The following is a 13993-nucleotide window of genomic DNA, read 5'->3' as shown; positions in this document are numbered from 1 at the left end:
TGATCGCGATACTCGAATTGCATTACCGAGCTGGCTACGGAGATGCCGCGCTGCTTTTCGATTTCCATCCAGTCGGACGTCGCATGGCGGCCGCTCTTGCGTGCCTTCACCGTGCCGGCCAATTGGATTGCGCCCGAGAACAACAGCAACTTTTCGGTCAGCGTGGTTTTACCGGCATCCGGGTGGGAGATGATGCCAAAGGTCCGGCGGCGCGCGACTTCACGCGGGATCAATTCCTTCGGCGCCGTGCGCGTTTCGGGAATCGCTCCGACGTTTGCGGTGTCGGTAGTATCAGTCAATGAGAGTTCGTCAGCGGAAGCCATGATGCAACTGCAAAAAAGTGATTCGGTGATTCAGGCGACACCAATCGTCTCTGAATCCTATTGCCTGAATGTCCGGTTCAGGCCTGTATAAAATGCTGGCGGTAGTAGCGCAGCTCTTCGATCGATTCGATGATGTCCGCCAGCGCCGTGTGCTTCTGATGCTTTTTGAAACCGCTGGCGACGTCGGGTTTCCAGCGCTTGCAGAGTTCTTTCAATGTCGATACATCGAGATTGCGGTAATGAAAGAATGCCTCCAGTTTCGGCATGCCGCGCACCATGAACCGGCGGTCCTGGCAAATCGAATTGCCGCACATCGGCGATTTTCCTGATGGCACATATTTTTTCAGGAACTGAATCAGCTCCACCTCTGCATCCGCCTCGGAAACAGTTGATGCCTTCACGCGATCGATCAATCCGGAACGACCATGAGTGCCCTTGTTCCAGGCATCCATCCCGTCGAGGATTTCATCCGGTTGATGGATTGCAAAAACGGGACCTTCGGCCAGTACATTCAACTCGGAATCAGTAACCACCACCGCGACTTCGATGATGCGGTCGGTATCCGGCTCCAATCCTGTCATTTCCATATCGACCCAGACGAGGTTGAATTCATTCGGGCGAATTACTTGTGATGAAGTGGGGTTGGGGGTATCTGATTCAATCGCTTGTGACATAATTGTTTTCCTCGGTAAGCCGCCATTTTCTCACAGGCATAGCATGTCTTCACTTGCGTTTTCGATTTTGTTCGTTGCTTTTCTCGCCATCACGCTGGTGGTGCGGTTCTGGCTGGGTTCGCGCCATATCCGTCACGTGCTTGCGCATCGTGGCCAGGTGCCTCCCGAGTTCGCCGGAACCATCCCGCTGCACGCGCACCAGAAAGCAGCGGACTATACGGTAGCAAAAACCAAGTTCAGCCTTTTCATGCTGCTGGTGAATGCAGCGGTGCTGGTCGGGTTCACGCTGCTTGGCGGCCTGCAGTGGTTGTCGGTCGCACTTCTCGATCTGACCGGTTCCGGCATGACTTATCAGCTTGGCCTGCTCGCGGCGTTCGCGGTGATATCGGGCCTGATCGACCTTCCTTTCGACTATTACAAGCAGTTCGTGCTCGAAGCCCGGTTCGGGTTCAACAAGATGACGGTCGGCCTGTTTCTGACGGACCTAGTCAAAGGTGCGCTGCTCGGCACCGCCATCGGCCTGCCGCTGATCTGGATCATCCTGATGTTGATGGAGAAGTCCGGTGAGCTGTGGTGGCTGTATGCATGGATGGTCTGGAGCGGCTTCCAGTTGCTGATGCTTGTTCTGTTCCCCACCGTGATCGCGCCGCTGTTCAATAAATTCACGCCGCTGCAGGACGAAAACCTGCGCGCGCGCATCGAAGGCCTCATGAAGCGCGTCGGATTTGCGTCCCAGGGACTGTTCGTGATGGACGGCTCGAAGCGCAGCGCGCACGGCAACGCGTATTTCTCAGGCTTCGGCGCGGCCAAGCGCATCGTCTTCTTCGATACCCTGCTGTCGCGCCTGGCGCCAAATGAGATCGAAGCGGTACTGGCGCATGAACTCGGCCACTTCAAGCTCAAGCACATCATCAAGCGCATTGCAGTGATGTTTGCCGTGTCGCTCGCCCTGCTCGCCCTGCTTGGCTATCTCAAGACCCAATCGTGGTTCTTTACCGGCCTGGGCGTCGATCCCGTGCATATGCCGGCGAACGATGCGATGGCCCTGATTCTTTTCATGCTGACACTGCCGGTCTTCACCTTCCTGTTTTCGCCGTTGTCCTCGATCACTTCGCGCAAACATGAGTTCGAAGCGGATGCGTTCGCCGCCCAGTACACCAATCCGCAGGACCTGGTCTCCGCCCTCGTGAAGCTGTATGAGGACAATGCGTCGACCCTGACGCCGGACCCGCTCCATTCCGCCTTCTATGATTCACACCCGCCCGCAAGCGTCCGGATCAACCAATTACTTGCCAGCCGCTAAGGAGATGCCATGGTAACCACGAATGAACTCCTGCAGAAGCGCTGCCGGCACCTGGAAGACGGCTTGACGGAGGCCGACATCGGCGCCTACCTGAAGATCGTGGAAGGATGGACCCTGACGGACGGAAAAATCGTCAAGACGTTTTCCTTCGGAAATTACTACGAGACGATGGCGTTCGTGAATGCGATCGCCTACATGATCCATGCGGAAGACCATCATCCCGAATTGCTCGTCACCTACAACCGTTGCACGGTGAAGTTCGATACCCACTCCGTCAATGGCGGGCGCGGTGGAATCTCTGAGAATGATTTCATCTGCGCCGCGAAGGTCGACGCAATCCGCCAGCAAGCGGCCGCCTGACGCATGCTCTCCGGAACCGTCATTGCCGCCCACGGCCGTCACTATCTGGTCCAGACCGATACCGCCAAACTGCAATGTGTTACCCGTGGCAAGAAAAGCGACGTTGCTGTAGGCGACATCGTCAACATCAAGTTGACATCGCCGGATCAGGGCGTCATCGAGTCGTTTCAGGAACGAACCACCCTGCTCTACCGCTCCGACCAGTACAAATCCAAGATACTGGCGGCAAACCTTACCCAACTATTTATCGTCGTTGCCACCGAGCCCGGCTTTTCCGATGATCTTGTTTCCCGTTCACTGGTAGCCGCCGAAGCGGCCGGCATCCGCGCGCACATCATCCTCAACAAGATCGACGTCACCGCATCGCTGGAGAGGACCCGCGAACGCCTCGGCTTGTACGCCGGTCTCGGCTATCCGGTTCATCAGGTATCCGCCAAAGGCAACCCGGACGGGACGCGCGCCACGCTCGGGCCACTGCTGGGCGGCCAGTCCAGCATCCTGATCGGCCAGTCCGGCATGGGCAAATCCTCGCTGATCAACCTGCTCGTTCCCGACGCCGATATCGCTACCCGGGAAATTTCAGCCGCACTCGACACCGGCAAGCACACCACGACCTTCACGCGTCTTTACCGGCCGTCGCCGGACACCGCGATCATCGATTCGCCCGGCTTCCAGGAATTCGGGCTTTATCACCTGAGCGAAGGCATGCTGGAGCGGGCCTTCCCCGAGTTCGCACCGCATCTCGGCCATTGCAAGTTCTACAACTGCCATCACCTGAACGAACCGTCGTGCGCGGTATTGTCGGCCGTGGAAGATGGAGCAATTGCGCCGATGCGGCACGACCTGTACCGGCAACTGGTGCACGAAGCATCGCAGACGCTCTACTGACGCCGGCTCGGCGGGTTATCTTTTTGACAGAATTTCCCTTATAATTGAACGGCTTACAAACTTGCTCACACACTTCGGCGGCGCGCCTGGCCGCCGTTTTCATTTATGGCGATCAAACACTTCCTGCAGTTTTCTGACTTTTCGCTTGATGAATTCGAGTACGTGATCGAACGCGCCCGAATCATCAAACGCAAATTCAAGAATTACGAAACACATCATCCGCTGCTGGACCGCACGCTGGTGATGGTGTTCGAGAAAAACTCGACGCGCACCAGGCTGTCATTCGAAGCCGGCATGCATCAGCTCGGCGGAGCCGCCATCTATCTCAATACCCGCGACAGCCAGCTCGGACGCGGCGAACCGGTGGAGGACGCGGCGCAGGTGATGTCACGCATGTGCGACATCATCATGATCCGCACCTTCGGACAGGAAATCATCGAGCGGTTCGCCGCCCATTCGCGCGTGCCCGTGATCAACGGTCTGACGAACGAACATCATCCCTGCCAGGTACTGGCCGACATCTTCACCTTCATCGAGCACCGCGGCTCCATCACCGGCAAGACGGTTGCCTGGATCGGCGACGCCAACAACATGCTCTATTCCTGGCTGCAGGCGGCGGAGGTGTTTGGCTTCCATCTGAACGTTTCGACGCCGGCCGGCTATGACATCGACTCGGCCCTGGTGTCGGCGACGAACAAGAACTACACCGTATTTCCCAATCCGTCCGACGCATGCGCCGGGGCCCACCTGGTGACGACCGATGTCTGGACCAGCATGGGATATGAAGAGGAAAACGCGGCCCGCCTGCGCGCCTTCGACGGCTGGATCGTCGATTCGACGAAGATGCAGCGCGCGCAGCCGGATGCGCTGTTCATGCATTGCCTGCCGGCGCATCGCGGCGAAGAGGTTGCGGCCGAAGTGATCGACGGACCGCAATCCGTGGTGTGGGATGAAGCCGAAAACCGCCTGCATGTGCAAAAGGCATTGCTCGAATACCTGTTGCTCGGACGGCTAGCCTAACAAATGCACACGTAATCATCGGATCAGCCAGTTTTCGACCAGTTCCTCATCTTCCAACCCTATTCACCACCTCAGTACGCGAAGCAGAAATCATGTCAACCATACTCCAGTCCGTTCCCGTCAATCAAAAAGTGGGCATCGCCTTTTCCGGCGGGCTCGACACCAGCGCAGCACTGCACTGGATGCGCCAGAAAGGCGCGATTCCCTATGCATATACCGCGAATCTGGGTCAGCCCGACGAAGCCGACTACAATGCCATTCCGGCGAAGGCGAAGCTGTATGGGGCCGAGCAGGCTCGGCTGATCGATTGCCGCGAGCAACTGGTTGCGGAAGGCATCGCCGCGATGCAAAGCGGCGCATTTCACATTTCCACCGCTGGTGTCACCTACTTCAACACGACACCTCTTGGCCGGGCAGTCACAGGTACGATGCTGGTCGCCGCGATGCAGGAAGATCAGGTTGATATCTGGGGCGACGGAAGCACCTTCAAAGGCAACGACATCGAGCGTTTCTATCGTTACGGTTTGCTGGTGAATCCGGCGTTGCGCATCTACAAGCCCTGGCTCGACGACCGCTTCATCCAGGAACTCGGCGGCCGCAAGGAGATGTCGGAATTCATGATCAAGTCCGGCTTCGACTACAAGATGTCGGTCGAAAAAGCATACTCCACCGACTCCAACATGCTGGGCGCGACGCACGAAGCAAAGGACCTCGAACACCTGAACAGCGGCATGAAGATCGTCGAACCGATCATGGGCGTTGCATTCTGGCGCGACGATGTCGAAGTTAGGCGCGAGGAAGTCAGTGTCCGCTTTGAGGAAGGCCGTCCGGTCGCATTGAACGGCATCGTGTTTTCGAACATGGTCGATCTGATGATGGAAGCGAATCGTATCGGCGGCCGCCACGGGCTCGGCATGAGCGACCAGATCGAAAACCGCATCATCGAAGCGAAGAGCCGCGGCATCTATGAAGCGCCCGGCCTGGCGCTGTTGTTCATCGCCTACGAACGTCTGATCACCGGCATCCACAACGAGGATACGATCGAGCAATACCGCGACAACGGTCGCAAGCTCGGGCGCCTGCTGTACCAGGGCCGCTGGTTTGATCCGCAGGCGATCATGCTGCGCGAGGCGTCACAGCGCTGGGTTGCCAGCGCCATCACCGGCGAAGTGACGCTGGAACTGCGGCGCGGCAACGATTATTCGATCCTCAATACCGAATCGGCCAACCTGACCTATCAGCCGGAACGCCTGACGATGGAAAAAGGCGAAGGCGCGTTCACGCCACAAGACCGCATCGGCCAGCTGACCATGCGCAACCTCGACATCACCGATACGCGCGCGAAGCTCGGCGTCTATGGCAAAGCCGGCCTGCTGACCGCCAATCCGTCAGTTGCGCTGCCGCGCCTCGGCAAGGACAGCGACAAATAACGCATTCCGTTCCTATAAACGAAAACACACCATGACAACACAATTCGACAACGTTGCCGTCGTCAAGAAGGCAAACATTTATTTCGACGGCAAATGCGTCTCCCACACCGTCCTGTTCCCTGACGGCACCAAGAAAACCATCGGCGTGATTTTTCCGTCGTCGCTGACCTTCAACACCGGCGCGCCTGAAATCATGGAGTTGAATGCCGGTCAATGCCGCATTCGCCTGAAGGGTGAACAGGAGTGGAAGACCTATGAAGGTGGCCAGAGCTTCAATGTACCAGGCAACTCCAGCTTCGACATTGAAACTCTGCAGACGCTGGATTACGTCTGCCATTTCGTCGCGGAATAAGAACCTCCGGGAGCGGCTTCAGGATCGGTGGGCGGGTATAGACGTGTGAAAGTGCGGACGGAAATGAGGCATACCGGGCACCGCAGGTTCGCGATTGCCCGTACACGGATCAACAGCTTCTAGACAATCACCGGCTCCGGTTCAAGCTCGACACCGAACCGGGCCATCACATCCGCCTGAATTGCCTTCGCCAGGTCCTGCAATTCCCGTCCGCTGGCGCCGCCATGGTTGACCAGCACGAGTGCCTGCTTTTCATAGACGCCGGCGTGACCCATTCTTCTGCCTTTCCAGCCGCATTGGTCGATCAGCCAGCCGGCGGCCAACTTGAAACTGCCGTCCGGCTGCGGGTAACTGACCAGCTTTGGATGCATCGCCAACAGGCGTTCGCGCTGCGCTGCGGATACCACCGGATTCTTGAAGAAACTGCCGGCATTCCCGATGACGGCCGGATCCGGCAGCTTGCGGGTGCGGATTGCGATCACCGCGTCGCTGATGTCGCGGGGTGTTGGATCGGTCATACCCCGCGAGGCAAGTTCCTGCGCCAGTTCAGCGTAGTTCAGGTTCGGCCGCCATTGCCGGGGCAAGGCGAACGTCACGTCCAGAATGGCGGCGCGTCCGGCAAGTCGATGCTTGAATACGCTGTCGCGATAGCCAAAATTGCATTCGTCGCGACTCAATGTAACGATGTTTCCGGTTCCGAAATCAAAGGCGGTGAGGTCGTGAAAGCAATCCTTCAACTCCACCCCGTAGGCGCCGATATTCTGGATCGGCGCAGCGCCGACGCTGCCGGGAATCAGCGACAGGTTTTCCAGGCCGCCCAGCCCATGTTCCAGTGTCCGGCAGACCAGGCCATGCCAGCTTTCGCCAGCGGCCGCACGGACATAAGTTGCCTGCGCATCCTGTCCGAGGATATCAATGCCTTTGAGGCACATATGCAGCACGAGCCCCGGAAAGTCGCCGCTGAGGAGGATATTGCTGCCGCCGCCAAGCACAAGCCGTGGCAATCTGCTTAATGAGGCATTCCGGCGAATTTCCGACAACATGCCAGCATTGATAACCTGAATGTAGGCATGGGCTTTTGCGCGGATGCCGAAAGTATTATGGTCGTGCAGTGAAAAATCGCACTGAAGCGGCAGTCTGTCTGTCATAGCTGGAGGATTATAGACGGAAGCAATTATGGCCACCCGGGTTTTTGTCCGCTAGAATACATCGTTACTTAAATAGCAATATGCTTGCATTGAAGAGGAATATTTATGCCATCATTTGATGTGGTTTCTGAAGCCAATACCGTCGAAGTGAAAAATGCCGTTGACCAGGCCAACAAGGAAATTTCGACCCGCTTCGATTTCAAGGGCAGCGATGCACGGGTTGAACAGAAGGAGCGGGAACTGACCGCTTTCGCCGACAGCGATTTCCAGCTCACGCAGGTACGCGACGTTCTGACCGGAAAAATGGTGAAGCGCGGCGTGGATGTCCGCTTTCTCGACCTTGGAAAAATCGAGAAGATCGGCGGCGACAAGGTCAAGCAGGTCATCAAGATCAAGAACGGCATCGAGTCCGAGGCGGCCAAGAAGATCGTCCGCATCATCAAGGACAGCAAGATGAAGGTCCAGGCATCGATCCAGGGTGATGCGGTCCGCGTCACCGGCGCCAAGCGGGATGACCTGCAGGCGGCGATGGCCCTGATGCGCAAGGAAGTAACGGACCTGCCGCTGGAATTCAATAACTTCCGCGATTAGTCGCGCATATGTCCCCTTAAGCGCCATTCATCGCCATGCCTTAGCTAGCAGGAGGTGTCAATGCTCGGCCGTCCGTCAGAACAGAAATTCGCGCTGCAAAAACCTGCCCGTCCGGAAGATCGATACGTTACGCTGATGGAGCAGAATTTTCGGCATGTCCTTACTGCCATTGAATCGATGTGGGGATATCCGGAACTGAACACCTATTTTGCCAAGCTGACCATGAATGAACGCGGAAGCCGGGAAGGATTTCCGCCGGAAGTATGGGATGATATCCGCCTGTTGTGGGACATTCATCTTGAAATCGTGCCTCACTCCCTGCCCTAACTTGCGCCGAGTATCCGATGCGTTCGACTACACTTTTAGCCACTTTTCTTCTATCGATCGGTACAGCCCATGCAGCCGATGTCAGCGTCGTGGGGTTGTTTCCCAATAAGGCGGTGCTGGTCATCGATGGAAGTTCGCCGAAGACCTACTCGGTGGGCGCCAATATTCCGGGCGGATTCAAGCTGGTCGCGGTCAATGAAGGCGGCGCAACAATCGAGTCGAACGGGAAGCGGCAGACGATTGCCCTGGGCGAACATGTCAACCGGACGGCGGCCAGTGGTCCGGCGAGCGTGACGCTCAAGCCCGATGGACAAGGTCATTACATGGTGCAGGGGCAGATCAACGGAGGCTCGGTACGCATGCTGCTCGATACCGGGGCCACGTTGATCGCGATGCCGGCGTCCGATGCGACGAGGCTGGGCATCAATTACCGAAGCGGCCAGCCAACGTACGTCAACACGGCGAACGGCGTCGCGCCGGCGTACAAGGTCAGGCTCAATACCGTCAAGGTCGGGGATATTGAACTCAACCAGGTGGATGCCATGGTGCAGGAACAGGGATTGCCGATTATTTTGCTTGGCATGTCGTTCCTGAATAGAACCGAGATGCGTCGCGAAGGCGAACAGATGACGCTGACCAAGCGGTTCTAAGTCCAAGCGCGCCTGACAATCGAACAGGATCGCGTCGAGTCCGGCGCGATCCTGTCAGCTCATCAGCTCTTATTCCGGATCGGCGAGACGACGCTGCTTCACCGATTCAGCCAACCCTTCCAGCACCTTGATGCTCGATTCCCAATCGATGCAACCGTCAGTAATCGATTGGCCATAAGTCAGTTCCTTGCCCGGTACGAGATCCTGGCGACCAGCCACGAGGTGCGATTCGACCATCACGCCGACGATGCGCGTATCGCCAGCAGCGATCTGCTTACCGATCTCGGCACACACCGGCACCTGATTTTCAGGCTTCTTGGAGCTGTTGGCATGCGATGCGTCGATCATCAAACGTGACGCGAGACCGCTGGTAGCGATATCCTTGCAGGCTGTCTCAACGCTTGCGGCATCGTAATTCGGCGCTTTGCCGCCGCGCAGGATGATGTGGCAATCCTCGTTGCCGCTGGTAGATACGATCGCCGAGTGGCCGCCCTTGGTGACGGACAGGAAGTGATGCGGCTGGGATGCCGCCTTGATCGCATCGACGGCGATCTTCACGTTACCGTCGGTGCCGTTCTTGAATCCGACCGGGCAGGACAAACCTGAAGCAAGTTCACGGTGCACCTGGGATTCGGTGGTGCGCGCACCAATGGCGCCCCAGCTCACCAGGTCGGCAACGTACTGCGGGCTGATCACGTCCAGGAACTCCGTACCGGCGGGCAGGCCAAGTTCGTTGATGTTCAGCAGAAGCTCGCGCGCCATGCGCAGGCCGTCATTGATGCGGAAGCTGTTATCCATGTACGGATCGTTGATCAGACCTTTCCAGCCCACGGTGGTGCGCGGCTTTTCGAAATAGACCCGCATCACGATTTCCAGCTCGCCGGCGAGACGTTCGCGCTGCTCTACCAGGCGCCGCGCATATTCCATTGCCGCCTTCGTGTCGTGAATCGAGCAGGGCCCGATGACGACCATGACGCGGTCGTCCTGGCCATGGAGAATCCGGTGCAGCGCGGTACGCGCATTGGCCGCGACATTGGCCGCTTTTTCCGAACAGGAGAACTCGCGTATCAGATGTGACGGCGGAATCAGTTCTTTCATTTCACGTATGCGTAGATCGTCGGTGCGCGGCATGTTTTTCTCCAGTCAAAGGTCTTGAAATAGGATTCCGTACAAAAGAAAAAACCGCCATCACGGGCGGTTTTTTTAGAAATTCGGTTTGTTCTGTTTAGCGCACTGCTTTTACATGAACCTGCCGCTTTCCACCGCCTTTGGGCTGGGATAGCTAAAGTAAAAGTAAAAGTAGAAGCGCGAGAAAGTCATGTGAATGGCGTTGTTCTCAAACAGATTGGAGCCAATAGTGCAGTAAATCAAAGGATTTGGCAAGCGACAGACAAAAAATTCGCTGTATCCCAGAAGGCCGGCCGTCGCAAATTACGACAGCCGGCTGAAAGCATCGATTGCCCGAATCATGCAAAAAGGCAGGATTGTCAGGCGGTACCGCCGACGGTCATGCCATCGATACGCAAAGTCGGCTGCCCTACGCCCACCGGCACGCTTTGCCCTTCCTTGCCGCAAACACCGATACCATTGTCCAGGCGCATGTCATTGCCAATCATTGACACCCGGTTAAGAACCTCGGGTCCGTTACCGATGATGGTGGCCCCCTTCACCGGATAGCTGATCTTGCCATCCTCGATCATGTAGGCTTCGCTCGCGGAAAAGACAAATTTGCCGCTGGTGATATCAACCTGTCCGCCGCCGAAATTGACTGCATACAAGCCATTCTTCACGGATGCAATGATTTCTGCCGGATCCTTGTCGCCGCCGAGCATGTAGGTATTGGTCATGCGGGGCATCGGCAGGTGGGCAAAGGATTCGCGCCTTGCATTGCCGGTAACGGGCATGCTCATCAGGCGCGCATTCATCGTGTCCTGGATGTAGCCTTTCAGGATGCCGTCCTCGATCAGGGTCGTGCACTGCGTCGGGTTGCCTTCGTCGTCGATGTTCAGCGAACCCCGGCGGTCTGCGATGGTGCCGTCATCGACCACCGTCACGCCCTTCGCCGCTACCCGCTCGCCGATGCGCCCGGAGAATGCACTGGAACCCTTGCGGTTGAAATCGCCTTCGAGGCCGTGGCCGATCGCTTCATGCAACAGCACGCCGGGCCATCCCGGTCCGAGCACCACGGTCATCGGGCCAGCCGGTGCAGGCCGGGAATCCAGGTTCACCAGCGCGGATGCAACAGCTTCGCTTGCATATTTTTCAAGTAGTTCGTCAGTGAAATAGCCGTAGCTGTACCGACCGCCTCCACCGCTCGAACCGACTTCGCGCCGACCGTTCTGCTCGGCGATCACGGTGATCGATACCCTTACCAACGGCCGGATATCCGCTGCCAGCACGCCGTCGCTGCGGACTACCAGCACGACGTCATATTCGCCGGCAAGTCCCGCCATGACCTGCACGACCCGAGGGTCCTTGGCGCGGGCGATGCGCTCCACTCTTTCCAGCAGCTTCACTTTTTCGGTGGCATCGAGCGAGGCAAACGGGTCCTGCGGCAAGTAAAGGGAACGGCCGCCGGACGGCTGGATTGCGGAGGCCACCTTGACCCGGCCTGCGCCTTGGCGAGCGATGGTGCGCGTAGCCGCGGCCGCTTCAAGCAAGGCACGCTCGGAGATTTCGTCGGAATAGGAGAAAGCGGTCTTGTCGCCGGACACGGCGCGCACGCCGACACCCTGGTCGATGGAAAAGCTGCCGGTCTTGACGATGCCCTCTTCAAGGCTCCAGCCTTCGCTCTTGGTGAACTGGAAATACAGATCGGCGTAATCAACGCGGTGGGTAAAAATGGCGCCGAGCGCCTTGATGAGTTTCGATTCATCCAACCCGAATGGCGTCAGCAGGACTTCACGGGCGGTTGCGAGGGTTTGGAGATTCGGTTCAAATAAATTCATGGTCTTTCGCATCTGCGGAATTGATCCGCGTTACAGGTTTGATCCGAGGATGAAACGATTGTAGAGCATCTGTCAGCACGCTGCCCCCTGCAGGAGGAGATGATGCATGAAAGCATCATGCCGGAAAATCGGCCTTTCTACATCTTGCGATGTTTCAGGGCGGGCAGGCTGTCGCGCACGCGCTGCAGATGTTCCAGATCGATGTCGCCAATCACGACGCCCTCTCCTTCCGGCAACTCCGATTTAATCTCCCCCCAGGGATCGATCAGCATGCTGTGGCCCCAGGTACGTCGCCCGTTGACATGTTGTCCGCCCTGGGCAGCGGCAAGCACGTAACACTGGTTTTCCACCGCCCGAGCCCTGAGCAGCAATTCCCAGTGCGCTTCGCCAGTGGTATAGGTAAATGCCGCCGGGACGACAATCAGCGCACAGTCGCCCATCGCCCGGTACAGCTCGGGAAAGCGCAAGTCATAACAGACGGACAGGCCGACTTTTCCGAACGGCGCCTCGAAAGTGGTTACGCTGGAACCGGGAACGATGGTGCGGGCTTCGTCGTAAGACTCGTCACCGCGCGTGAAATTGAAGAGATGAATCTTGTCGTATCGAATCACGCGCTCGCCTGCCGAGTTGTAAACCATCAGGGTATTGAGCACCTTGTTTGGTTCCGCAGCGGCCATCGGCAGGGTTCCCCCGATGAGCCAGATGCCATGTTCGCGTGCAATGCCGGACATGAACGCCTGGATCGGGCCGTCGCCGGTTCTTTCCGCATGCGCGACCTTGTCCGCCTCCTTCAAGCCCATGATGGGCCAGTATTCGGGCAACAGGACGAGGTGGGCACCCTGCTGCGCGGCTTGCCCGATCAGGCGCCGCGCCGCAGCCATGTTTTCATCCGGCTGCGGCGTCGCCACCATTTGCACGGCTGCCGCTTTCATGAGGCCTTGCGTCATTTCATCTCCTTTCAGCCCGGTCGGCCGGCGCCTGCGGCATCCTGTGCCGGAGCCGGCTGGTTGCGGGCGAGCTTGGTAACGACGGGTTCTTTCCATGGACCGCTGATCTGGTATTCGAAGGTGAACGCCTTCATCAGCGGATCGCGCAGGAACAGCTGGGCGAGGAAGGTGCCCACGCCGATAACCGGGTTCACCGCCAGTGCATACACGACCGATGCGGCACCCACATTGATATCCGGGATAACCACGACATGCAGGTTGGTGGCTTCCTTTGCAATGTCGGCGCTGCCATCCATCAGCACTGTCGCCGCGACACTGCGCATCTTGAAATTGCTGGTGGTCGCGACCCCCTGGTTGATCGCCACATCGGCCGTTACGCCGTCGAAGGCAAAGCCTTCCGAGAACACGTCGCGGAAGTCGAGCGCCAGGCGGCGCGGCAAGGATTGCAGGCTCAGTACGCCGAGCAGCTTGGCGGCGCTCGGATCGACCTTCAGGAACTGTCCGGCTGCGATATCAAGCTTGAATTGGCCGGAGAGCGTCGGGATGTCGAGCGTGAACGGCAAGCCTTTCCAGTTCACTTCGCCCTGCATCCTGCCCTTGCCGCCGCGCAGGAGATTCGCGAACCCGAAGCGATCGAGCAGTCTGCCTGCGTCGAGGATGTTCATCGTGTAGTCAAGGCTGGATAGATTCGTACCGTCGCGGATGGACCATTTGCCGGTGGCGGTCAGCTCCGCATCGGTATTGACGATGGACAGCTTGTTGATGCGCCATTCGAGGCCGGCATTGCCGCGCGTATTGTCGGCCACGAGTTCCAGATGACCGAACTTTTTACCGAACAGTTCAAAATTCTCCGCGACGATGTCCAGTCCCGGCATGCGCGTCGTGGTGTTCTTTCCCTCCAGCAGTGCGCTGACATCCGACGCGGCTGATTTCGGAATGACGAGCGACGCAAGACGCGCCGTGACCTTGCCCAGCCCCATGCCCGACGGCGATTCGTTCCAGGTCACATAGCCCGATGCCTGCTCGGAATCG

16 protein-coding genes are annotated in these 13993 nt (G+C 57.9%); 9 read left to right on the top strand and 7 right to left on the bottom strand.

Annotated elements, in window-relative coordinates:
• Together VGU61_RS07285 and orn are read right to left on the bottom strand one after the other, a co-directional pair.
• On the bottom strand, positions 1 to 323 hold a 323-nt coding region (locus VGU61_RS07285), incomplete at its 3' end, for a GTP-binding protein (protein WP_326858447.1).
• Between the two features lie 77 nt (positions 324 to 400).
• Positions 401 to 997 carry an oligoribonuclease gene (orn, locus tag VGU61_RS07280; RefSeq protein WP_326858446.1) on the bottom strand — a complete coding sequence of 199 codons (597 nt, stop codon included), beginning with the start codon at positions 995 to 997 and terminating at the stop codon, positions 401 to 403.
• Between the two features lie 43 nt (positions 998 to 1040).
• Between orn and VGU61_RS07275 the strand changes: the two genes are divergently transcribed.
• From VGU61_RS07275 to VGU61_RS07250, 6 genes are all read left to right on the top strand, one after another.
• Entirely contained in the window at positions 1041 to 2300 is a 1260-nt protein-coding gene (locus VGU61_RS07275; RefSeq protein ID WP_326858445.1) for a M48 family metallopeptidase, read from the top strand.
• Positions 2301 to 2309: 9 nt separating this feature from the next.
• Positions 2310 to 2660, top strand: a complete 351-nt coding sequence (locus tag VGU61_RS07270; protein ID WP_326858444.1) for a 4a-hydroxytetrahydrobiopterin dehydratase — start codon at positions 2310 to 2312, stop codon at positions 2658 to 2660.
• 3 nt (positions 2661 to 2663) lie between these two features.
• Entirely contained in the window at positions 2664 to 3548 is an 885-nt protein-coding gene (gene rsgA, locus VGU61_RS07265) for a ribosome small subunit-dependent GTPase A (RefSeq protein WP_326858443.1), read from the top strand.
• 105 nt (positions 3549 to 3653) lie between these two features.
• Entirely contained in the window at positions 3654 to 4568 is a 915-nt protein-coding gene (gene argF, locus VGU61_RS07260; RefSeq protein ID WP_326858442.1) for an ornithine carbamoyltransferase, read from the top strand.
• 92 nt (positions 4569 to 4660) lie between these two features.
• Positions 4661 to 5998 carry an argininosuccinate synthase gene (gene argG, locus VGU61_RS07255; protein ID WP_326858441.1) on the top strand — a complete coding sequence of 446 codons (1338 nt, stop codon included), beginning with the start codon at positions 4661 to 4663 and terminating at the stop codon, positions 5996 to 5998.
• 31 nt (positions 5999 to 6029) lie between these two features.
• Positions 6030 to 6350 carry a pyrimidine/purine nucleoside phosphorylase gene (locus tag VGU61_RS07250; protein ID WP_326858440.1) on the top strand — a complete coding sequence of 107 codons (321 nt, stop codon included), beginning with the start codon at positions 6030 to 6032 and terminating at the stop codon, positions 6348 to 6350.
• 119 nt (positions 6351 to 6469) lie between these two features.
• Here the strand turns inward: VGU61_RS07250 and murB are convergent, their stop codons facing one another.
• Positions 6470 to 7498, bottom strand: coding sequence for a UDP-N-acetylmuramate dehydrogenase (gene murB / locus VGU61_RS07245; RefSeq protein WP_326858439.1), 1029 nt, complete (start codon positions 7496 to 7498; stop codon positions 6470 to 6472).
• 105 nt (positions 7499 to 7603) lie between these two features.
• Between murB and VGU61_RS07240 the strand changes: the two genes are divergently transcribed.
• The 3 genes from VGU61_RS07240 to VGU61_RS07230 are packed head-to-tail and all read left to right on the top strand — an operon-like array spanning position 7604 to position 9066.
• The gene (locus VGU61_RS07240; RefSeq protein WP_326858438.1) at positions 7604 to 8089 is read left to right on the top strand and encodes a YajQ family cyclic di-GMP-binding protein; all 486 of its coding nucleotides are present in this window, start codon (positions 7604 to 7606) and stop codon (positions 8087 to 8089) included.
• A 60-nt stretch (positions 8090 to 8149) separates the two neighbouring features.
• Positions 8150 to 8416 carry a hypothetical protein gene (locus VGU61_RS07235; protein ID WP_326858437.1) on the top strand — a complete coding sequence of 89 codons (267 nt, stop codon included), beginning with the start codon at positions 8150 to 8152 and terminating at the stop codon, positions 8414 to 8416.
• A gap of 17 nt (positions 8417 to 8433) precedes the next feature.
• Positions 8434 to 9066: a retropepsin-like aspartic protease family protein gene (locus tag VGU61_RS07230; RefSeq protein WP_326858436.1), complete on the top strand. Its 633-nt coding sequence runs from the start codon at positions 8434 to 8436 to the stop codon at positions 9064 to 9066.
• A gap of 69 nt (positions 9067 to 9135) precedes the next feature.
• Here VGU61_RS07230 and aroG read toward each other — a convergent pair whose 3' ends face one another.
• The 4 genes from aroG to VGU61_RS07210 form a co-directional block, all read right to left on the bottom strand.
• Positions 9136 to 10197, bottom strand: a complete 1062-nt coding sequence (gene aroG, locus VGU61_RS07225; RefSeq protein WP_326858435.1) for a 3-deoxy-7-phosphoheptulonate synthase AroG — start codon at positions 10195 to 10197, stop codon at positions 9136 to 9138.
• A gap of 356 nt (positions 10198 to 10553) precedes the next feature.
• Positions 10554 to 12014: a metalloprotease TldD gene (gene tldD / locus VGU61_RS07220; protein WP_326858434.1), complete on the bottom strand. Its 1461-nt coding sequence runs from the start codon at positions 12012 to 12014 to the stop codon at positions 10554 to 10556.
• 137 nt (positions 12015 to 12151) lie between these two features.
• The gene (locus VGU61_RS07215) at positions 12152 to 12961 is read right to left on the bottom strand and encodes a carbon-nitrogen hydrolase family protein (protein WP_326858433.1); all 810 of its coding nucleotides are present in this window, start codon (positions 12959 to 12961) and stop codon (positions 12152 to 12154) included.
• An 11-nt stretch (positions 12962 to 12972) separates the two neighbouring features.
• The coding region (locus VGU61_RS07210) for a YhdP family protein (protein WP_326858432.1) at positions 12973 to 13993 on the bottom strand (1021 nt) is incomplete at its 5' end.

The organism is Noviherbaspirillum sp. (assembly GCF_035944575.1).
Classification (GTDB): domain Bacteria; phylum Pseudomonadota; class Gammaproteobacteria; order Burkholderiales; family Burkholderiaceae_D; genus Noviherbaspirillum.
The sequence above is the reverse complement of the archived record's forward strand: the minus strand, read 5'-3'. Positions and strand labels throughout refer to the sequence as shown.

Coding starts and splice junctions, on each gene's coding strand:
- orn (WP_326858446.1), bottom strand. CDS start 997: ATGTCACAAGCGATTGAATCAGATACCCCCAACCCCACTTCATCACAA.
- VGU61_RS07275 (WP_326858445.1), top strand. CDS start 1,041: ATGTCTTCACTTGCGTTTTCGATTTTGTTCGTTGCTTTTCTCGCCATC.
- VGU61_RS07270 (WP_326858444.1), top strand. CDS start 2,310: ATGGTAACCACGAATGAACTCCTGCAGAAGCGCTGCCGGCACCTGGAA.
- rsgA (WP_326858443.1), top strand. CDS start 2,664: ATGCTCTCCGGAACCGTCATTGCCGCCCACGGCCGTCACTATCTGGTC.
- argF (WP_326858442.1), top strand. CDS start 3,654: ATGGCGATCAAACACTTCCTGCAGTTTTCTGACTTTTCGCTTGATGAA.
- argG (WP_326858441.1), top strand. CDS start 4,661: ATGTCAACCATACTCCAGTCCGTTCCCGTCAATCAAAAAGTGGGCATC.
- VGU61_RS07250 (WP_326858440.1), top strand. CDS start 6,030: ATGACAACACAATTCGACAACGTTGCCGTCGTCAAGAAGGCAAACATT.
- murB (WP_326858439.1), bottom strand. CDS start 7,498: ATGACAGACAGACTGCCGCTTCAGTGCGATTTTTCACTGCACGACCAT.
- VGU61_RS07240 (WP_326858438.1), top strand. CDS start 7,604: ATGCCATCATTTGATGTGGTTTCTGAAGCCAATACCGTCGAAGTGAAA.
- VGU61_RS07235 (WP_326858437.1), top strand. CDS start 8,150: ATGCTCGGCCGTCCGTCAGAACAGAAATTCGCGCTGCAAAAACCTGCC.
- VGU61_RS07230 (WP_326858436.1), top strand. CDS start 8,434: ATGCGTTCGACTACACTTTTAGCCACTTTTCTTCTATCGATCGGTACA.
- aroG (WP_326858435.1), bottom strand. CDS start 10,197: ATGCCGCGCACCGACGATCTACGCATACGTGAAATGAAAGAACTGATT.
- tldD (WP_326858434.1), bottom strand. CDS start 12,014: ATGAATTTATTTGAACCGAATCTCCAAACCCTCGCAACCGCCCGTGAA.
- VGU61_RS07215 (WP_326858433.1), bottom strand. CDS start 12,961: ATGACGCAAGGCCTCATGAAAGCGGCAGCCGTGCAAATGGTGGCGACG.